This window comes from Stenotrophomonas sp. YJH_SMC_69, assembly GCF_059370495.1.
In genome coordinates this window covers 374968-394586 of the sequence record NZ_JCAFTS010000003.1, presented here as the reverse complement: position 1 = coordinate 394586, position 19619 = coordinate 374968, and the positions used below count along the sequence as shown (strand labels likewise).

Below are 19619 nucleotides of genomic sequence, written 5' to 3'. Positions count from 1 at the left end.
GCCGTCGTTGTAGAGCCGAGCCCACGCTCGGCTGCTCTTCGTTGCGATCACAGAAAACCCGCGCTGCGCGCGACAGCCGAGCGTGGGCTCGGCTCTACAGGAGCTGCACCGCGCCCGGTCGGCCGTGGACCACCTGGAATCGCGCCGCGGTACGCACTGCGGCATCGGGGCGCAGCACGCTGTCGGCGAAGCGGAGCTCGGCGTCCACGGTCTGCCGGTTCAGCTGCAGCTCCCACCAGCCGCGGCGGTCGCCGTCGAAATAGCGGATATGCGGGTTCTGCGGAATCGACGGCCCGTAGTACGGCCCGTACGGCGTGTCGTCGCCGCCACTGCTGATCGCCGGGGCGATGAATTCGGTGGCCACGACCGGCGCACTGGCCGCGTCGAAATCCAGCTTCAGGTCGTTGACGAAGGTGGAATGCCAGTCGCCGCCCAGCACGATGGCATTGCCCTGCCCGCCCGCCTGCATCGCCTGCAGCAGACGCCTGCGTGCGGCGGGATAGCCATCCCACGCGTCGTTCCAGAAGCGCTCGCGTGGCGTGCCGCCGTCCAGCAGCAGCTGCGCCATCAGCAGCTGCTGCACCACCACGTTCCAGCGCGTGCCCTGCGCGGCGGCCATCGACTGCGTGAACCACGCTTCCTGCCCCGTGCCGAGCATGCTCATGCGTGGATCCAGCGCCGCTTCGCAGCGCGGTGACTCGCCCACACCGCAGGGATTGGCCGGGCGGAACTGGCGGCAGTCGAGCAGGGTCAGCTGTGCCAGATCGCCGTAACGCAGGCGCCGGTGCACGCGCAGGCCGCCATTGCCCGCAGGCGTGCTGCGCATCGGCAGGTGTTCGTAGAACGCGCGGTAGGCCGCCGCGCGGCGAACGATGAAGTCCTCGATCGACACGCTGGGCTTCTCCGGATGGATGCCCGAGTAGTCGTTCTGCACCTCGTGATCGTCCCAGATCACCGCGAAGGCGTGTGCGGCATGGGCCGCCTGCAGATCCGGGTCGAGCTTGTACAGCGCGTACTGGTCACGGTAGCGCTCCAGGCTCACCGTCTCGCCACTGAAACGCGCCGCGTCCAGCGTGCTGCCACGCACGTTCTGCAGCGGGCTGTATTCGTACATGTAGTCGCCGGCATGCAGCACGAGGTCGACATCGCTCCGTGCGATATCACGCAGCACCGGGTAGTAGCCGCTGTTCCAGGCCTGGCAGGTGCACAGGGCCAGCCGCAGCTGCTGCAGCTGCGTGTCCGGTAGCGACGCGGTGCGGAAGTGGCCGACCGCGCTTTCCTCATCGCCATCGCAGGCGAAGCGGTAGTAGTAGTCGCGGCCCGGGCGCAGGCCATTGACCTCCACGTGCACCGAATGGGCCAGCTCCGGCACCGCGGCAGCGACGCCCCGCTGTACCAGCCGGCGCATGCCGGCGTCTTCGGCCACGAACCAGCGCACCGGCACCGCCCGCGACGGCATGCCGCCGCCGTTGAGCGGGTCCGGCGCCAGCCGCGTCCACAACACGGCCCCCTGTGGATCCGGATCACCGGCGGCGACACCAAGGGTGAACGGATCACGCCCCAGCCGCGGCCGTGGGCCGGCCGTGGCCAGCCCCGGCATCGCCGCCAGCGCGATCGCCGCCCCCGTGCCCTGCCACGCCATGCGCAGCAGGCGACGACGGCGTTCCGGATCCACAGGCCCGCGCATCAGAAGCGCACGGTGGCGGTGGCCATCATCTGGCGCGGCGCGCCGACCTGCATGGTCGCCAGGCTGCGGGTCGGGTCGGCGGCGTAGGTGCCGTTGGTGTTGATCGAGGACAGGTAGCGCTTGTCGGTCAGGTTGGTCAGGTTCAGCGACATGGTCAGGTTCTGCGCCGGGCCCAGCGCGCCGAAGTCATAGGCCACGGAGGCATTGACCAGCCAGTAGCTCGGCACCGACGCGTCGTTGGTATAGGTCACGTAGCGCTTGCCGACGTGGTTGGCCGACAGGCGCATGTCCCAGGGGCCCGGGGTCCAGGCCAGGGTGCTGGCGAACATCCATTCGGGGGTGTCGACGGTCTTCTTGCCGCGGGTCGGCACCACGCCATTGTTCACGTAGTCGTTGTCGTAGGTGCTGTCATTCCAGGACAGCGCGTTGGACCAGGCCAGGTCCTGCATCGGCTTCAGCTGCAGTGTCGCCTCGGCGCCGCGGCTGGTCACCGAACCGACGTTGGAGAACAGCGCCGGGCAGCCGAGGATGCCCACGCACTGGGCGATCGCCAGCAGGCGGTTGTCGAACTTGACGTCGTACACCGCAACCGAGGCTTCATAGCCCTTCCCGTAGCCGCGCCAGCCCAGTTCCAGGGTGCGTGACTGTTCCGGCTTCAAGTCCTGCGCGCTGGCATCGAACGCCGCCTGCGGCACGTTGAACGGGCTGCCCACGCCCAACGCGTAGGCGGCGATGTTCCTGGCGAACGAACCGAAGATCTCGTTGCCTTCGTTGAGCTTGAAGTTGAATCCCGCCTGAGGCAGCAGGCCCTTCTTCGAAGTCAGGCTGCTGTTGTTGGCATAGCTGCCCAGTGGCGTGCGCACGCGGGTGCGGGTGTGCGGCGACTTCGCACCGATGTCGATGGTCAGCCGGTCATCGAACAGGCGGAAGCGGTCCTGCACGTAGAACTGGCGGGTAATGGTGGTGTAGCGCTGGTGCCACACGCGCTGGTCCGGGTTGCGCAGGAAGAAGTCATCGGTGACCGGGCCGTCGATGTAGTAGAAGTTGCGCTGCACGCTGTGGCCGTTGTCCTCGTACCAGAGACCGGCTTCCAGGTCGTGGCCACCGACGTTCCAGGTGAACGCCGAGGTCACGCCGGTACGGTCGATCGCGTACTCGGTGGTGCGGATCGAGATCGGAATCTCGCGACTGGTGCCCGGGTTGGATGGATTGGACGGGCTGAACCAGTGGCCCTGGCCGCGGTTGCTGTGGTTGTACACATTGACCTTCAGCCGCATCGACTCGTTCAGGCCGAAATCGCCGGCGATGCTGGACAGGTCATCGTTGCGCAGGCCGTGGCCGGAGTAGTACGCATCCCAGGGGCTGTTGACGCCGCCCGTGAACCTGCCGCGCGCGGCGGCGACGGCACGATCCCAGTCCGGCGCGTAGTTGTCCCAGTCCCAGCCAAGGCGATCGATCATCTCCAGCGACAGGTCCTGGTAGTCCGCCTCGACGCGGCGCGAGGCGTTGAACAGCGCGGTGATCCTGCTGTCCGTTCCGAAATTGTAGGTGGCCTTGCCGTTGAACTGTTTCAGCTCCTGCGAGCCCTTGCCCTTCCACTTGTCGCCTTCGGAGTACACGCCGGACAGATAGGCCGCAAAGCCCTGGTGCTCACCCGTCTCCAGGCGCGCATAGCTGCGCCGCGCGCTGTCGCTGCCGAAGCCCTGCGCCAGCACCACGCCGTACTCGGTGGACGGATCGATCGAATAGAACTGGAACACGCCACCGAGGTTGCTGGTGGACGGCGTACCCAGCGCGCCGATGCCGGTGGACACTTCGGCTCCGCCCAGGTTCTCGCTGATCACGGCACGGCTGATGTGCAGGCCGTTGCTGTTGCCATAGGCCATGTTGCCCAGCGGGATGCCATCGAGCGTGTAGCCCAGGCGGCTCTGGTTGAAGCCACGCAGGCTGATGGTGGTGGACCATTCGTAGGCGCCAGTGGCATCGGCCGACTCGAAGTGAACGCCCGGCTTGCTGGCCAGCAGCTTCAGTGGGTTCGCACCGGGCGGCAGGATCTTCATGTCCTCGGCGGTCACGCGCTGCACCTGGCGGGCTTCACCGCGGCCGATCACCGAGATCGAATCGAGGGTGGTCGCCGACGGTGCGTCGGGGGCGGGGGCGGTTTCAGCGGCAGCGAGCGACGGCAGCGAAGCACAGACCAGCAGGGCCAGCAGATTGCGGCGAAGCGGAGCGTGGGACGACATGGAGGCGGATTCCTTGGGCACGCTGGACGCCGAAGGGCGGCGTCGAAGAGCAGCAGCGGCGGAATCGTAGAAGCGGCGCGTTACATGTCATTTACACGCCACATGCGGAATCCTTGCGTTCCGAATGGTTTACCGTCCGGAAGGCGATTGCCGGCCAGCGGCCGGCATGGCCGTTATTCGAACGAGCCGACCGAATCGTGGGCCAGGTTGTCGAAGCGGGTGTACTCGCCGAAGAACTTCAGCTTGCACGAGCCGGTCGGGCCACCACGGTGCTTGCCGATGATAATCTCGGCCAGGCCCTTGTCCGGCGAGTTTTCCTTGTTGTAGTAGTCGTCGCGGTAGATGAACACGATCATGTCCGCGTCCTGCTCGATTGCGCCCGACTCGCGAAGGTCGGCCATCACCGGGCGCTTGTCGGTACGCGTTTCCAGCGAGCGGTTGAGCTGTGACAGCGCGATCACCGGCACATTCAATTCCTTGGCCAGGCCCTTCAACGAACGCGAGATCTCCGAGATTTCGGTCGCGCGGTTTTCGCTGTTGCCGGGCACGCTCATCAGCTGCAGGTAGTCGATCACGATCAGGCCGAGGTCATGCTCGCGCTTGAGGCGGCGGCACTTGGAGCGCAGCACTTCCGGCGACACGCCCGGCGTATCGTCGATGAAGATCTTGGTTTCCTTCAGCATCTTGATCGCGCTGGTGACGCGGCTCCAGTCCTCGTCTTCCAGCTGGCCGGTACGCAGGCGCTGCGCGTTGATGCGGCCATTGGAGGAAATCAGGCGCATCGCCAGCTGCGATGCCGACATTTCCATCGAGAACACCGCCACGCCCTTCTTCGACTTGATCGCCGCGTACTCGGCGATGTTCAGCGCGAAGGTGGTCTTGCCCATGGCCGGGCGCGCCGCGAGGATGATCAGATCGGTCGGCTGCAGGCCGGCGGTCATCGCATCGAAATCGGTGTACCCGGTCGGCAGGCCGGTGATGTTGCCGCCGTTCTCGAAGCGGTTGCGCAGCTCCTCGAATGCATCCTTCAGCGCACCGGGCATGGCCACGAAATCGGTGCGACCACGTGCGCCCTGTTCGGCAATGGCGAACACGCTCTTTTCCGCCGAGGCCAGCAGCTCGCTGCTGTCGCGGCCTTCGGGCTGGAAACCGTCGTTGACGATGTCGGTGCCCACTTGGATCAGCTGGCGCAACACTGCCTTGTCACGCACGATCTCGGCGTAGGCCACGATGTTGGCAGCCGACGGCGTGGTACTGGCCAGTTCGATCAGGTAGGCACCGTCGCCCACCAGTTCCATCTTGCCCTGCGACTCGAACCACTCGCCCAGGGTCACCGCATCGAACGGACGCTCGCGCTCGGAGAGCTCGCGGATCGCCCGATAGATCATCTGGTGGTCGCGACGGTAGAAGTCGCCTTCGGTCAGCTGGTCATTGACCCGGTCATACGCTTCGGGCGCCAGCATCAGCCCCCCCAGCACCGCCTGCTCGGCTTCCACCGAATGCGGCGGTACCCGCAACTGGTCGATGCGCGACTCGTCGCGATCGCGATCGAAGCCATCACCGCGCTCTCTGCGGTTGGAACGGAAGCCGGGACGAGCGGACATGCTGCGGTGTTTCCTGCAAAAGTGGGCCAGACGAGTGTAGGCATGCGCCGACCCCGGCGACCATGGACAAGCCTGTGGATAAGCCGTGGAGAAACGGGGGATATCCGCCGGCGCCTGGCCAGACTGGCGTGGGGGCGTCGCACTGCCTGCGACAGGCGCCATTGCGGCACCCGAGCGGAGCATTATCGCAGATCAGGCGCCACGGGTCGGAGCCCGTCGCTGCGCGTCAGGATCCGACCCCGGGCGTGGTTGGGGTCGGATCCCTCTGCGACGCAGAACTCCGACCCCGCAGGCGTCAATCGCCCTTGACGTGCACCGCGATCAGCGCCAGGAAGCGGTCCACGTAGCCCTGCAGGAACTTCTGCGTGCCCTCGTTGTGGATCGTGCCGTCGGCATCGATCAGGCCCTCCTTGAAGTGGATGAACGCCTCGGGCTGCCCAAGCACATGCATGTCCAGGAAGGCCAGGGTGTTGCGCAGGTGCTGCTGGGCCACGGCGGTACCGATCTGGCCGATGGAGGCGCCGATCACCGCCGCCGGCTTGCCGGCAAACGCACTGTCACCGTAGGGACGCGAGCCGATATCGATGGCGTTCTTGAGCACGCCCGGCACCGACCGGTTGTATTCGGGGGTGACGAACAGCACCGCGTCGGCGGCGCGCACCTGGTCCTTCAGCCGGGTACCCTGCGCCGGGTACTGCGCGTCGAAGTCCTGGTCATACAACGGCAGGTCGCCGATCTGCACGTACTGGAAGCGTGCGCGATCACCGGCGATCTTCTCCAGCGCATGGGCCAGCTTGCGGTTGCACGAGTCCTTGCGCAGGCTGCCGACGAACACGGCGATGGTGGGGACGGACATCGGGACATACTCCTCATGGTGCGGGAGGCCCAGCCTAGTCGCCGGGCCCGTGCAGGCCGGTGAAGATCAGCCGCCCCCAATGCCTGCGCGCACCTGCCGCCAATGCGCCTGCCAGGCCTGGAACATCAGCACGTTCCACAGATGGGTATGCCACTTGCGCTGCCCTCCCAGGAACTGCTGCCACAGCGGCTGCACCGCCGCCGCCGACAGCACGCCCTCACGCTCCAGCCGCGCCGGCTGCAGCAGGTCCTCGGCCCAGGGCCGCAGGTCGCCTTTCAGCCAGTCACTGACCGGCGCGCCGAAACCGCGCTTGGGACGGTGCACCATCGAATGCGGCACGTAACGGCCCAGCACGCGCTTGAGCAGCACCTTGCTGGTGGTCTCGCTGCGCTTGAAGCCCAACGGCAGCGACCAGGCGAACTCGGCCACCCGCCAGTCCAGCAGCGGTGCGCGCGCCTCCAGGCTGACCGCCATCGAGGTGCGGTCGACCTTGCACAACAGATCGTCCGGCAGGTAGGTCACGAAATCGGCCAGCATCATCGCGTCGGCCGGCGTACCCGCGCCGTGCAGCGGATCGGCCAGGTCGTAGAAGCTGCCGGCGGCCCGCGCGCCGGTCACCGCCGCGGCCGGGTCGCGCCAGCGCGAGATGCGGTTGCGGTAGACGTCGCCGATGCCACGCGCACCGGTCTCGGCCAGCAGCGCGGCCAGGCCGCCGGTGCGCGAGGCTTCGCCCTGCTGCTGCGCACGCGCGCCCATCCAGCGCCGCAGCGGCCCCGGCACGCGGCCGAGCATCTGCCAGTTGCGCAGCGCGCGTACATACCGGGTATAGCCGAAGAACAGCTCATCGCCACCGTCACCAGACAGCGCCACGGTCACGCCCTGCCGCGCCAGCCGGGCGACCAGCGCGGTCGGCACCTGCGACGCGTCGGCAAAAGGCTCATCGAACATCGCCGGCAACTGCGGCACCACCGCCAGCGCGTCGGCGCCGCTGACGTACAACTCGGTATGGTCACAGCCCAGGTGGGCCGCCAGCTCCCGGGCCAGCGGCGCCTCGTCATGTCCCGAATCGGTGAAGCCGATGCTGAAGCTGTGCACCGGCTGCCCGCTCTGGGCCTGCATCAGCGACGCCACCAGTGAGGAATCGGTGCCACCAGACAGGAATACGCCGACCGGCACGTCGGCCACCATGCGTAGCGCCACCGCGTCGCGCAGCAGCGTGTCCAGCTGTTCCTCGGCGTCCTCGATGCGGCCCTGGAAGGGTGCGGCCAGCGCCGCCTGCATGCGCGCGCGCGCATCCCAGTACGGCCGCTGTGCCTGTTCCGGACGATGCGCGGATGCGCCGGCAGCGACGGCCGCCGCGTCCAGGCGCAACACCCGGCCCGGCATCAGCTTGTAGCAGCGCTGGTGGATGCTGTGCGGCGCCGGGATGTAATCCAGCCGCAGCAGCAAGGTGAGCGCATCGCGGTCGATGTCGTTGTCGAACGCCGGGTGCTGCCAGAGCGCTTTCAGTTCCGAACCGAACACCAGCGTGTCGCCGGCCCAGCCGTAGTACAGCGGCTTCTTGCCGACGCGATCGCGGGCCAGCCACAGGCAACGCTCCTGGCGGTCCCACAGCGCGATGGCGAACATGCCGTTGCAGCGCTGCAGGGTGTCTTCCACGCCCCATTGCAGGATCGCCGCCAGCAGTACTTCGGTGTCGGAATGGCCGCGGAAGGCATGCCCCAGCGGCTCCAGTTCCTCGCGCAGGGCGGCGAAGTTGTAGACCTCGCCGTTGTAGGCCATCACGTAGCGGCCGTCGGCCGAGGCCATCGGCTGGTGGCCCAGCGGGGACAGGTCGAGGATGCTCAGGCGGCGATGCGCCAGCGCGATGCCCGCCTCGGCATCGACCCAGCTGCCGCCATCATCGGGCCCGCGGTGGTGCAGCGCCTGGCCCATGGCCAGGGCCTGCGCCTGCAGCGCCTCGGCCGACGCCACCGGCGCCGGCAACAACATTCCCGCCAATCCACACATGCATCAGGGTTCCTGCGCCAGGTCGAGGGCGGCGCCAATCACCGCATTGTCGCTTGGAAGCCCGAACATTGCTGCCCCCGCCAGTGGCGTGTAGGTGTCGGCACCGCAGACCCGGCGCAACGGCAGATGGCCGAACCCGGCCTCGACCAGCGCGGTGACCACGCCCTCGCCCACCCCGCCGCTGTGGCGGCCTTCATCCAGCACCAGCACCCGCCGTGCGCTGGCGGCCTGGGCAGCGATGAAACCGGCGTCCAGCGGTACCAGCCAGCGCAGGTCGACCACCCGCACCTGCCAGCCCAGCTGCTGCTCGATCGCCCGCGATGCGCGCAATGCCATCGGCACGCCGTTGCCATAGGTATAGATCACCAGATCGCCGGCCTCCGGCGCATAGACCCGGCCCTCCCCCGGCACCAGCGACTGGCCCTGTGCGGGGAAGTCGAACAGCCACTGGCCATCGCCGGCTTCGTGCAGGTCCTTGCTCATGTACAACGCGATCGGCTCCAGGAACACCGCCACGCGCCCATCCACCCGCGCCAGTGCGGCCAGCGTGCGCAGCATCATCACCGCATCGTCGCCACGCGACGGGCAGCCCACCACCAGCCCCGGGATGTCGCGCAACGCGGTGATCGAGTTGTCGTTGTGGAAGTGGCCACCGAAGCCCTTCTGGTACCCCAGCCCGGCCACCCGCACCAGCATCGGGTTGCGGTACTGGTCGTTGGAGAAGAACTGCAGCGAACACGCTTCGCCGCGCACCTGGTCGATGGCGTTGTGCAGATAGGCCAGGTACTGGATCTCCGGAATCGGCAGCATGCCCAGGTTGGCCAGGCCCTGAGCCATGCCCAGGATCATGGTCTCGTCCAGCAGGGTGTTGAACACCCGGCGTGGGCCGAAGCGGCGCAGCAGATCCTTGGTGACGGTGTAGACACCGCCCTTCTGTGCGACGTCCTCACCGAACAGCAGGCTCTGCGGATACTTCGCCAGCAGTTCCTGCAGGGCATGGTTGATCTGGATCGCGAGGTGGCGTGGCGCCTGCCGTTCGGGCAACGCCTCCGCACCGCCATACAGCGCTTCACGCGTTCCGGCGGGCACCTCGCGCCGTGCTTCGGCCTGCACCGCAGCCGGCGTATAGGGCGCAAGCGGCTCCATCACTTCCCGCAGCGACTGCAGCTTCGGCCGTCCTTCGGCATCGGCGGCGGCGGCCATGCAGCGCGCGCGCATCGTCTCGTAGGCCACCTCGATGGCGGCCGCATCCATCCAGCCCGATTCCATCGCGATCTGTGCCGAGCGCAGCAGCGGATCCTGCGCCTCGGCCGCGCACAGCTCCGGCAACGCGCGCCATTCCACCTCGAAGTCGGTGCCGGCGTGCCCCATCAGGCGCGTGGTGCGCAGATGCAGGAAGGTCGGCCGCCGCGTACGCCGGCAGTGCTCCACCGCCGCCTGCACCTGCGCATGGCCGGTGGCCAGGTCGAGGCCATCGGCGTAGAAATAGTCCAGCCCGGGCTGACCGCTGAAGCGTTCGGCGATCCAGCCTTCAGGCGTTTTCACCGAGATGCCCAGGCCATTGTCCTCGCAGACGAACAGGACCGGTGCCGGCAGCTTCTGGTAGGCCGACCACATCGCGGTGTTGAACGCGGTCTGCGCGGTGGCATGGTTGGCCGAGGCGTCGCCGAACGAGCACAGTACGATGCTGTCGGCCGGAATCGGCAGTTCGTGGCCCAGCCGCTTGCCGCTTTCGAGGGCCAGCGCGGTGCCCAGCGCTTTCGGAAGATGCGAGGCGATGGTCGAGGTCTGCGGCAGCACCCACAACGGTTTGCTGCCCCACACCTTGTGCCGCCCCCCGCTGGCCGGGTCATCGGCGCTGGCAGCAAAGGACAGCGCGGCATCGCGCAGCGGGTCGATCCCCGGCACCTGGCGTGAGCGCTCGGCCATGAAGGCACCGGAGCGATAGTGCAGGAATGCTGGATCCGTATGCCGGCAGGCCCGCGCCAGCAGCGCATTGCCTTCGTGGCCGGATGAACCGATGGTGTAGAAGACCTTGTTCTGCACGCGCAGCACGCGCGCCATCAGGTCCAGCTGGCGGCTGGCCAGCTGCGAATCGAACAGCTCGCCAAACGCGGCGGCGGTAAGCGTGCTGCCCGGCAGGATCGGCGCATCCGGCGCCGGGCGCGGGCGCGGGGTACCGCGCCAGCCACGCACCGCGTCGAGGAAATTGGCGTCGCACACGTCGGCGCGGTTGAGCACGCGCATGCGTGCGGGAATCGGATCTGGAACCACAGCGAACATCGAACACCCTCCGTGTCGTTGTTGCATTCCGCCCGGGGTTGGCCAGGCGCTACCCTGTGGGGATCACCTTGGTGAGAGTCATGCGGCCTCGAAGCGGGCGCGGACCTCGGCGGTCACCGCCGGCATCGGCAGGAAGCGCGGCTGCCCGCGCACGCGCTGCAACCAGGCGCGAACTTCCGGGAACGGCTGCAGGCTGATTCCACCCTCGCCTGCGACGTCGGTGTAGGCGAACAGCGCGATGTCGGCGATGCCGTACCCACTGCCGGTGAACCATTGCGCATCACGCAGGTGCTGCTCCATCACCGCCAGTGCAGCGGCGGCGCGCTCGTGCAGGCGTGGCAGTTCGGCGCGGCGCGGCGACCCAGGCGGGGTCCAGCCGCGGATGAAGCGCGCGACCGCTACGCACGGCTCGTGCGTGTACTGCTCGAAGAACATCCAGCTCAGTGCCTGCGCGCGCTCCCAGCCATCGGTGGGCAGGTAGGGCGTGCCTTCGGCCAGCCAGAAAAGGATCGCATTGGACTCGGTCAGCACGCGGCCATCGTCGCGGACGATCAACGGCACCTTGGCATTGGGATTGAGCGCGAGGAACTCAGGGGTGTGGGTCTGGCCGTGGGCACTGTCCACTTCCACCCAGCGGTAGCGGCTGCCGAGCTGCTCCAGCAGCAGGCGGACCTTGTGGCAATTGCCTGACACCGACATGCCGTGCACCGTCAACGGGACGCGCTCTTCCACCATTGCCTGCTCCCTCGGATCCGGCCGGCGGCCGGCTGCGTGCAGTCTGGCAAGCACGCCAGTGAATGCCAAGCGCGGGTGCAGCATGACTACACGGTAGTGCCGGCCGCTGGCCGGCATCCTCGATGCAGCTGGATCCAAGCGATTGCCGGCCAGCGGCCGGCACTACCAAGCCACGCTCAGCGCGCGCGTTGCCGCCACTGTTCGCGCGACTGGCCCCAGATCTGCATGGGCTTGTCGTTGTATGGCGCTGGCAACTCCCCCATGCGCAGCAGGGTGCTTCCCAGCTTGCGTGCCACGGCCCGCGAGTTGTCGTTGTCCTCGGCGATCGTGTGGATCACCTCAGCCCATCCCAGCGTATCGAACGCCCAGTCGATCGCCGCGACCGCCGCCTCCGGCGCATAGCCCCGGCCCCAGCTGGCATGACGGATGCCCCAACCAACCTCGGTACCCGGCCAGTCCTGCGGCTGCCACGGTCCCATCCGCCCGATCCAGTCGCCGCTGGATTTCTCGATCACGCTGAACATCGAGAAGCCGAACAGCTGCCAGGCGCCGGCCAGGCTGCAGAAACCGCGCCAGGCTACCGAGGGTGGCTGCACGCCGCCCAGGGTACGCATCGTGGCCTCGTCGGCGCAGAACGCCAGGTACGGCTCGTAGTCCTCGCGAAGCAGCGGGCGCAGGATCAGCCGCTCGGTTTCGATGCGCAGGTCGAAGATGCTCATGCCGGCTCCATGTCGAAGGGGGCACCCATGATGGAGGATGGCTTCCCTGCGCGGATGAATATCGCCGGTCGCAATGAAACGGGCCGGCATGAGCCGGCCCGTCAGGTACTGCATGCTGCGCCGGGATTACTGGCGCGTGGCTGCGGCAGTGGCACCGGCGGCAGCGGTCTGCGTGACCAGCTGGCCATCGACCACCGGCAGGCGATCGCTGGCCGGCTTGTTGTCCATGCGCACGGTCTTCTCCGCGCCGTCATAGCGGTAGGTCACGTTGTAACCCTTCACCACGTCGTTGGTACCCATGGCAATGCGGTTGCCCGGCTTGCTGGCCATGCGCATGGTGCCGGTGGTGCCATCCTCATTGCGATAGGTCACGTTGTAGCCGGTGACGCGGCTCGACTCGGAGGTGGCGGTCTCGGTGTGGCACTGGCGCTCGGTGCGGTTGACCACGCGGCCACCCACATGGCGCTTGTCGATCTGGTTGCCGATGAAGCCGCCGGCCACGGCACCGGCGGCGGTCGCGGCCTTCTTGCCGTTGCCGCCACCGACCTGGTTGCCGAGCAGGCCACCGACCACAGCGCCGACCACGGTGCCGCCGACGTTGCCATCACGTTCCGGCAGGCGTTCCTGCACCGTCACGTCCTGGCAGACCTCGTGCGGGGTCTGGGTGGTGGAGGTCTCGCGCACTGGATCGGTGCCGATCACAGTGGCGTAGGCCTTCTGCTTCTCGGTGATCGGGTCAACCTTCAGCACATCGGCATATTCAAGCCCGCGCGGCGCGGACGGGTCCAGCTTGTCACCACGTGCGCCGTCGTCAGAAGCGTTACCTTCAACGAGGCGCGATTCACCATTGGGGGTTCCGGCGCTGATGGAATCGGGCGACTTGTCACCACTCTTCATGAAGGCGGCGGTGGCGATGCCACCGACCAGCAGCGCGCCCGCTGCGACCAGGACAGTTGTAGTTGTGCTTTTCATGACCTGCTCCTTGCGGACCATCCGCAACGTTCTCGGGGCAGATTGCAGCATGCGCTGCCTGAACGGAATCTCCACATTTCCTGCTCATTCCGATAACCCATTCAGCATCGGGAAATGCTGGGCCCGTGGTAGCGTTTGCACATTCCCCACGAGGCTCCCCGCCATGGCCAACCCGATGCTGCTGCCGGTACTGCAATGGGCCCGCCGGCTGCGCTACCCCACCCTGTTCAAGCTCACCGCCGGCCTGTTCGTGCTGACCTTGTTCATCCCGGACCCGATCCCGTTCGTCGATGAGCTGGTGCTGGGCTTCGGCACGCTGCTGCTGGCCAACTGGAAGAGCCGCAACGCCGCAACACCTCCGCCGCTGGAACAGCGTTGAGCATCCTGGTTGACAGCCACTGCCATCTGGATGCCAGCGGGTTCGACCGTGACCGCGCTGCGGTGATCGAGCGTGCGCAGGCCGCGGGGGTGCGCCAGCAGGTGGTACCGGCGGTGACCGCGGCCAGCTGGCCGAAGCTGCGTGAGGTCTGCCAGCAGGCGCCGGGGCTGTACCCGGCCTACGGCCTGCATCCGATGTTCCTGGCCGATCACCAGCCCGGGCACCTGCCACTGCTGCGCGAGTGGATCGAGCGCGAACGCCCCTGTGCGATCGGCGAATGCGGCTTGGACTTCTTTGTCGAAGGGCTGGACGCCGACGCCCAGCAGGCGTATTTCATCGGCCAGCTGGAACTGGCCCGCGAATTCGAGTTGCCGGTGATCGTGCACGCGCGACGCGCGGTGGATGCGGTGATCGCCGCCATCCGCCGCGTCGGCGGCCTGCGCGGCGTGGTGCACAGCTTTTCCGGCAGCCCGGAACAGGCCGCGCAACTGCACAGGCAGGGCTTCCTGCTCGGCCTCGGTGGCCCACTGACCTACGATCGCGCGCAACGGCTGCAGCGGCTGGTGCGCGAGATGCCGCTGGAACAGCTGCTGCTGGAAACCGACGCGCCCGACCAGCCCGACGCCGGCATCCGCGGCCAGCGCAACGAGCCAGCGCGGCTGGCGACCATTGCCCGGCACGTGGCCGCATTGCGCGGGATGGAGCTGGAAGCCGTGGCCCAGGCCACGACGGAGAATGCGCGGCGATTGTTCGCGCTGCCGGCAATGTAACGGGTAGGTGCCGGCCGCTGGCCGGCACGATCCATCACACCGCGCTGGCCTCTACCGCATCCACCTTCACCTTCTTCGGCTCCAGCAGCATCTCCAGCGCCTTGCCAACCGCCGCGAAGGCGAACGCGCCGGTGATGTGGGTTGCCGCGCCCAGGCCGGCACCACAGTCCAGCTTCAACGCCGCATCGGCGCCCAGGTTCGGACGGATGCCGCAGACGCTGCCATCGGCCTGCGGGTACTTCACATTCTCCAGCGAATACACCGCCGGTACGCCGAAATAGCGCTTGGCGTTCTTCGGGAAGTTGAATTCGCTGCGCAGCTTCTTGCGGATCAGCGCCAGCATGGCGTCGTGCTCGGTGCGAGAGACATCGCGGATGCGCACCAGGGTCGGATCGGTACGGCCACCGGCGGCACCGACGGTCAGCAACGGCAGCTTGCGGCGGCGGCACCATGCGATCGTCTCGACCTTGACCCGGAAGCTGTCGCAGGCATCGATCACCAGATCGAACCCCCGGTCCAGCAGCTCGGCCATGTTGGACAGGGTCAGGAATGCCTGCACCGCGTCGACCCCGATGTCCGGATTGATCGCACGGCAACGCTCGGCCATCGCCTCGGCCTTGTTGCGGCCGTAGTTGCCTTCCATCGCCGGCAGCTGCCGGTTGGTGTTGGACACGCAGATATCGTCGGCATCGATCAGGGTCAGGTGGCCGACGGCCGAACGGGCCAGCGCCTCCACCACCCACGAGCCGACGCCGCCCATGCCGACCACCGCCACGCGGCTGCCCTGCAGGCGCTCGAGTGCACCCACGCCGTACAGCCGTTCGATGCCGGCGAAGCGTTGTTTGACCTGTTCGTTCATCGGGCTATTTTAACGTGCAGGTGCTGGCGCCCGCAGTACGCCGGCGTCGAACCCACCGTTGCACGCCCGGAGTGCCCGCATGAATGCCAGCCCGCCCCGCCGCCTGTCCAGCGCCCATCGCTACCTGTTCGTGCTCTGCCTGGGCCTGCTGATCGGCCTGATCGCCACGGTAATGGTCGGCCGCGCCCTGCAGGCGCGTCGCGATCCGTTCCCGGGCAGCCTGATGCAGGTGATGCAGCGGCAGTCACAGCTGCTGCAGCAGGCCCAGCTGCAGAACCGCTGCAGCCTGGCTGACAGCGTGCCGCGGCTGCAGGTGCTGCGCCTGCTGTCCAATGACCTGGACCAGGCGTTTCCCGGGCTGAAGGACAGTGCGCAGTTCCAGCAGCACGCCAGCCAGCTGCGCGGCAACCTCAACACGGCGCTGGCCTCACCCCCCGGCGACTGCAGGGCCCTCGCCCAGCTGGTGGAAACACTGCAGGCGGACTGCCGCGCCTGCCACCAGGATTTCCGCTGAGCCGCATTCATCCTGCAGCCGGGCAGCACGCACACGGTTGGCGCGTTGTTCACGTTCGAAAGGAGAGGATTCGTCCACCCTGCTGCACGACGCAGTACCACCCAACCCACCCGCCTTCACGGCCAGGAGACGCCCCATGAAGATCCAGCTCATCGCCGCCAGCGCCATCGCTACCCTCGCGCTGGCTGGCTGTGCCACCTCGCCCGGTTACAGCGGCGGTGGTTACAACAACGGCTACAACAACGGCGGCTACGGCAACAATGGCGGCTACAACCAGGGCCGTTGCGCTGACTGTGGCATCGTCACCCGCATCAACACCGTGCCCTCGGGCCGCACCGCGCCCAGCGCGACCGGCGCGATCCTCGGCGGCATCGTCGGCGCCGTGGCCGGCCATGAAATCTCCGACCACACCGGTGGCAGCCGTGGCAACAAGAACATCGCCGCCGCCGCAGGCGCGGTCGGTGGTGCCCTGGCCGGCAACCAGATCCAGAAGAACGTCACCAGCGATACCTATGACATCAGCGTGCGCATGGATGATGGCCGCACCATCGTGGTCAACCAGCGCGATCTCGGCGGCATCCGCGAGAACACCTACGTGCGCGTCGTCAATGGCAAGGTCATCCTGCGCTGACCTGCACCGGGCCAACGGCAAAGAAAAAGGCCCGCTTGCGCGGGCCTTTTTCATGCCGACGGGCGGCGGGTATTACACCGGCTGCACCTTGTCAGCCTGCAGGCCCTTCTGGCCCTGCACGACTTCGAAGCTCACAGTCTGGCCTTCCTTGAGGCTCTTGAAGCCCTGGGTCTCGATGGCGCGGAAGTGCACGAACACGTCCTCGCCATTCTGCCGGCTGATGAAGCCGAAGCCCTTCGCATCATTGAACCACTTTACGGTACCGGTCTCGCGCTCAGCCATCTCACTAACTCCCTTTGACTCTCTCTTGTTGTTGGAAACGCCCGGTGGGCGGCTGACAAGCAAGGGGGAAGCGAGGTGCATCGATGCAGCGGATCGGAAAGATCTTGCTTCATCAGGCCACGATCCACGGTGACCTTGCCAAGCTCAGCGACTGCAACTTAACCCGCCCAAAACGAAAAAGCAACTGGCAAAATCTTTCACTGTCAACCCCAAAACGGCCACCATACGGGACAGCATGGGACTCTCATTCATCTTATATCTGCTAGCGGTCATTTTTGTCCTGATCGGCATCGCCGGCATCATCCTGCCGGCCCTCCCGGGCATCCCGCTGGTGTTCATCGGGCTGCTGCTGGCGGCCTGGGCCGACGGCTTCGCCCACGTCGGCTGGCCCACCCTGGTCGCGCTGGGCGTGCTGACCCTGCTTTCACTGTTGGTGGACGTGCTCGCCACCGTAGTTGGCGCGCAGCGCGTCGGCGCCAGCCGCAAGGCCCTGTGGGGCACCTTCGTCGGCAGCATCGTCGGCCTGTTCTTCATGCCCATCGGCCTGTTTGCCGGACCGCTGGTCGGCGCCCTGCTCGGCGAGTACCGGCACACCCGCGAACTCGGCCGCTCGACCAAGGTGGGCCTGGCGACCTGGCTCGGCATCCTGCTCGGCCTGGCACTGAAACTGGCGGTGGTGATCGCGATGCTGGGCCTGTTCGCGTTCGCTTGGTTCTTCTAAGCCACCTAGCCTTCACGCCACGCGCACGCCGTGGCCGTGCATAAACGGTGGGGCTGGCCGCGATCCGGTGCAGCCGCCACACTGTGCGATTCCCGTATCCATCGAAGGGCCTGCTGCAATGACCCTCCCCACGCTGCTTCCCCGTCTGGCGCCGCTGGCGCTTGCCCTGGCCAGTGCACCGTTGGCTGCGCAGGAGTTCGCGCCCAGCGCCGACACCTCGCCGGCCGCCTGCGCGGCGATCACCACCGACGCGGCCCGCCTGGCCTGCTATGACCGCCTCTTCGGGCATACCCCGGAGGCCACCGCCGCCGCCGATGCCGCCGCCGAATCGGCTGCGCAGGCGCGCCGCGAGGAACGACAGACCGCGCGCGTGAGCCAGGGCGAGGAAAAGCTGCGCGAGCGGGTCAGCGACCTGTTCCGTCCGGCGGCACCGGACAGCGCGCTGGCCAATGCTGGCCGCGGTTCGCTGCTGGACAGCCGCTGGGAGCTGGCCGAGGACTCCAAGCTGGGGCCCTTCCAGCTGCGTGCCTACAAGCCGGTGTACCTGCTGCCGGCGTTCTGGACCAGCGACCGCAACACCACGCCGCATTCGCCGAACCCGGCCAACAGCGTGACGACCCCGCAGGTACTCGACAGTACCGAGCTGAAGTTCCAGATCAGCTTCAAGACCAAGATCGCCGAGAACCTGTTCGGCGACAACGGCGACATCTGGGCTGGCTACACCCAGAGTTCGCGCTGGCAGGCCTACAACAGCGAGGATTCGCGCCCGTTCCGCGAAACCAACTACGAACCCGAAGTGATGATGGTGTTCCGCAACGGCTACTCGATCGGTGGCTGGCGCGGGCGCATGACCGGCATCAGCCTCAACCACCAGTCCAACGGACGGGCCGATCCGCTCTCGCGCAGCTGGAACCGGGTCATGCTCAACATCGGCCTGGATCGCGAGAACTGGGCGCTGGTGCTGCGCCCGTGGTACCGCATCCCGGAAAGCCGCAGCGAAGACAATAATCCGGACATCGAGGATTACATGGGCCGGGGTGACGCGACCCTGATCTGGAACCGCAACGGGCATGAGGTCGCGCTGATGGCGCGTCATTCGCTGCGCACCGGCAGCCGCTCCCACGGTGCACTGCAGCTGGATTACGGCTTTCCGATCAGCAATCTGCTGCGTGGCCATGTGCAGGTCTTCGACGGCTATGGCGAGAGCATGATCGACTACAACCACAAGGCCACCTATGTGGGCGTGGGCGTGTCGCTGCTGGAGTGGTTCTGATGGACGTGACGATCTGGCACAACCCGGCCTGCAGCAACTCGCGCGGCGCACTGAAGCTGATCCGCGATGCGGGCTTCGACCCGGTGGTGATCGAGTACCTGGGCACCCCACCCGACGCGGCCACGCTGCGCCAGGTGCTGGCCGAGTCGGCCCTGAGCGCGCGCGACCTGGTGCGCAGCAAGGAGACCCAGTTCGCCGAACTCGGGCTGGAAGATGCCGACGATGCCACCCTGCTGGCTGCGATGGCCGAACACCCGCGCCTGATCAACCGCCCCGTGGTGCGCACGCCCAAGGGCACACGGCTGTGCCGCCCGCCGGAAACGGTACTGGAGATCCTGTAACGGAAAAGGGGACGGAGGGGATTAAGTCGTTTGTGCACAAACGACTTAATCCCCTCCGTCCCCTTTTCTGGTTACCGCCAGTCGGTGATGCCTTCGCGGCGGTAGGCCTCGGCGAACGCCGGGCGCGCCTTCATCGAGGTGGCATGTGCCTTGAGCGACGGCCAGGTGTCACTGGGCCTGGGCATGTTGCGCGACCAGCGCATCAGCATCACCAGCATGTAGTCGACCACGCAGGGCGTGGCGCCCAGCAGGTAGGGCCCATGCGCCAGCAGGTGCGTGGCCACATGCTGCCAGGCCGCTTCCAGGCGCTGTCGCGCCATCTCGCGACTGGCCTCCACGTTTGCCTCGCCCGCCACCTCGTGCGGATAGAACCAGGCGCGATAGGCCGGCTGCAACGTATTGGCACACCAGAACATCCAGCGGTAGGCATCGGCGCGCTGCGGCGTGCCCAGTGCCGGCAACAAACCGGCGTCCGGATGGCGGTCGGCCAGGTACAGGGCGATCGCCGCCGCTTCAGTCAGTACCAGGCCATCGATCAGCAGCGTCGGCACCACGCCGGCCGGATTCAGTGCCAGGTACTCCGCCGACTTGTGCTCGCGCGCGTCGAAATCCAGCAGCACCAACTCGTGCTCGATGTCGAGCTCGATCAGCAGCCAGTGCACCACCAGCGCGGCGGTGCTTGTCGAACCATACAGCGTGGTGCTCATGCGGCGGATCCTGTGCAGGTGGGCCGGCCGATT

At 67.2% G+C, this 19619-nt stretch carries 19 protein-coding genes; 7 read left to right on the top strand and 12 right to left on the bottom strand.

What is annotated here, in order from left to right:
- Positions 1 to 94: 94 nt before the first annotated feature.
- The 9 genes from AC5P8F_RS07395 to AC5P8F_RS07355 form a co-directional block, all read right to left on the bottom strand.
- A complete protein-coding gene (locus AC5P8F_RS07395; RefSeq protein ID WP_495227812.1) occupies positions 95 to 1687 on the bottom strand; it encodes an alkaline phosphatase D family protein in 1593 nt (530 codons plus the stop codon).
- The gene (locus AC5P8F_RS07390; protein WP_445978828.1) at positions 1687 to 3930 is read right to left on the bottom strand and encodes a TonB-dependent receptor family protein; all 2244 of its coding nucleotides are present in this window, start codon (positions 3928 to 3930) and stop codon (positions 1687 to 1689) included. Before AC5P8F_RS07390 ends, AC5P8F_RS07395 begins: the two co-directional genes overlap by 1 nt.
- 173 nt (positions 3931 to 4103) lie before the next feature.
- Entirely contained in the window at positions 4104 to 5534 is a 1431-nt protein-coding gene (locus AC5P8F_RS07385; RefSeq protein ID WP_014647708.1) for a replicative DNA helicase, read from the bottom strand.
- 295 nt (positions 5535 to 5829) lie between these two features.
- Positions 5830 to 6390: an NADPH-dependent FMN reductase gene (locus AC5P8F_RS07380; RefSeq protein WP_014647710.1), complete on the bottom strand. Its 561-nt coding sequence runs from the start codon at positions 6388 to 6390 to the stop codon at positions 5830 to 5832.
- 66 nt (positions 6391 to 6456) lie between these two features.
- A complete protein-coding gene (gene asnB, locus AC5P8F_RS07375) occupies positions 6457 to 8400 on the bottom strand; it encodes an asparagine synthase (glutamine-hydrolyzing) (RefSeq protein WP_481443487.1) in 1944 nt (647 codons plus the stop codon).
- A 3-nt stretch (positions 8401 to 8403) separates the two neighbouring features.
- Positions 8404 to 10683 carry a thiamine pyrophosphate-dependent enzyme gene (locus tag AC5P8F_RS07370; RefSeq protein ID WP_046431612.1) on the bottom strand — a complete coding sequence of 760 codons (2280 nt, stop codon included), beginning with the start codon at positions 10681 to 10683 and terminating at the stop codon, positions 8404 to 8406.
- A gap of 78 nt (positions 10684 to 10761) precedes the next feature.
- Positions 10762 to 11418 carry a glutathione S-transferase family protein gene (locus AC5P8F_RS07365; protein WP_046431688.1) on the bottom strand — a complete coding sequence of 219 codons (657 nt, stop codon included), beginning with the start codon at positions 11416 to 11418 and terminating at the stop codon, positions 10762 to 10764.
- A gap of 176 nt (positions 11419 to 11594) precedes the next feature.
- A complete protein-coding gene (locus AC5P8F_RS07360; protein ID WP_053495598.1) occupies positions 11595 to 12137 on the bottom strand; it encodes a GNAT family N-acetyltransferase in 543 nt (180 codons plus the stop codon).
- Positions 12138 to 12263: 126 nt separating this feature from the next.
- Complete coding sequence (locus tag AC5P8F_RS07355; RefSeq protein WP_046431690.1) at positions 12264 to 13109, bottom strand: glycine zipper 2TM domain-containing protein; 846 nt, start codon at positions 13107 to 13109, stop codon at positions 12264 to 12266.
- Positions 13110 to 13272: 163 nt separating this feature from the next.
- Here AC5P8F_RS07355 and AC5P8F_RS07350 point away from each other — a divergent pair, with 163 nt between their 5' ends.
- Positions 13273 to 13488, top strand: coding sequence for a DUF6116 family protein (locus AC5P8F_RS07350; protein WP_014647716.1), 216 nt, complete (start codon positions 13273 to 13275; stop codon positions 13486 to 13488).
- Positions 13485 to 14258, top strand: coding sequence for a TatD family hydrolase (locus tag AC5P8F_RS07345; protein ID WP_046431615.1), 774 nt, complete (start codon positions 13485 to 13487; stop codon positions 14256 to 14258). Before AC5P8F_RS07350 ends, AC5P8F_RS07345 begins: the two co-directional genes overlap by 4 nt.
- Positions 14259 to 14292: 34 nt before the next feature.
- On the opposite strand, the gene AC5P8F_RS07340 is transcribed toward AC5P8F_RS07345, so the two are convergent.
- Positions 14293 to 15117: a tRNA threonylcarbamoyladenosine dehydratase gene (locus AC5P8F_RS07340; RefSeq protein ID WP_495227807.1), complete on the bottom strand. Its 825-nt coding sequence runs from the start codon at positions 15115 to 15117 to the stop codon at positions 14293 to 14295.
- A 79-nt stretch (positions 15118 to 15196) separates the two neighbouring features.
- Here AC5P8F_RS07340 and AC5P8F_RS07335 point away from each other — a divergent pair, with 79 nt between their 5' ends.
- Both AC5P8F_RS07335 and AC5P8F_RS07330 read left to right on the top strand, forming a co-directional pair.
- Positions 15197 to 15631 carry a cytochrome c gene (locus AC5P8F_RS07335; RefSeq protein WP_014647719.1) on the top strand — a complete coding sequence of 145 codons (435 nt, stop codon included), beginning with the start codon at positions 15197 to 15199 and terminating at the stop codon, positions 15629 to 15631.
- A gap of 136 nt (positions 15632 to 15767) precedes the next feature.
- On the top strand, positions 15768 to 16262 hold the full coding sequence (locus AC5P8F_RS07330; protein WP_005417545.1) for a glycine zipper 2TM domain-containing protein: 495 nt from the start codon (positions 15768 to 15770) through the stop codon (positions 16260 to 16262).
- Between the two features lie 72 nt (positions 16263 to 16334).
- On the opposite strand, the gene AC5P8F_RS07325 is transcribed toward AC5P8F_RS07330, so the two are convergent.
- Positions 16335 to 16544 carry a cold-shock protein gene (locus AC5P8F_RS07325; RefSeq protein ID WP_014647720.1) on the bottom strand — a complete coding sequence of 70 codons (210 nt, stop codon included), beginning with the start codon at positions 16542 to 16544 and terminating at the stop codon, positions 16335 to 16337.
- Between the two features lie 235 nt (positions 16545 to 16779).
- On the opposite strand from AC5P8F_RS07325, the gene AC5P8F_RS07320 reads away from it, so the two are divergent.
- The 3 genes from AC5P8F_RS07320 to arsC all read left to right on the top strand — a co-directional run bounded on the left by AC5P8F_RS07320 (position 16780) and on the right by arsC (position 18879).
- Positions 16780 to 17265 carry a DUF456 domain-containing protein gene (locus AC5P8F_RS07320; protein ID WP_495227805.1) on the top strand — a complete coding sequence of 162 codons (486 nt, stop codon included), beginning with the start codon at positions 16780 to 16782 and terminating at the stop codon, positions 17263 to 17265.
- A gap of 118 nt (positions 17266 to 17383) precedes the next feature.
- The gene (locus AC5P8F_RS07315; RefSeq protein WP_032958894.1) at positions 17384 to 18538 is read left to right on the top strand and encodes a phospholipase A; all 1155 of its coding nucleotides are present in this window, start codon (positions 17384 to 17386) and stop codon (positions 18536 to 18538) included.
- The gene (gene arsC, locus AC5P8F_RS07310) at positions 18538 to 18879 is read left to right on the top strand and encodes an arsenate reductase (glutaredoxin) (RefSeq protein ID WP_014647723.1); all 342 of its coding nucleotides are present in this window, start codon (positions 18538 to 18540) and stop codon (positions 18877 to 18879) included. Before AC5P8F_RS07315 ends, arsC begins: the two co-directional genes overlap by 1 nt.
- Before the next feature lie 71 nt (positions 18880 to 18950).
- On the opposite strand, the gene AC5P8F_RS07305 is transcribed toward arsC, so the two are convergent.
- Positions 18951 to 19586: a glutathione S-transferase family protein gene (locus AC5P8F_RS07305; protein WP_049442437.1), complete on the bottom strand. Its 636-nt coding sequence runs from the start codon at positions 19584 to 19586 to the stop codon at positions 18951 to 18953.
- Between the last annotated feature and the right edge of the window lie 33 nt (positions 19587 to 19619).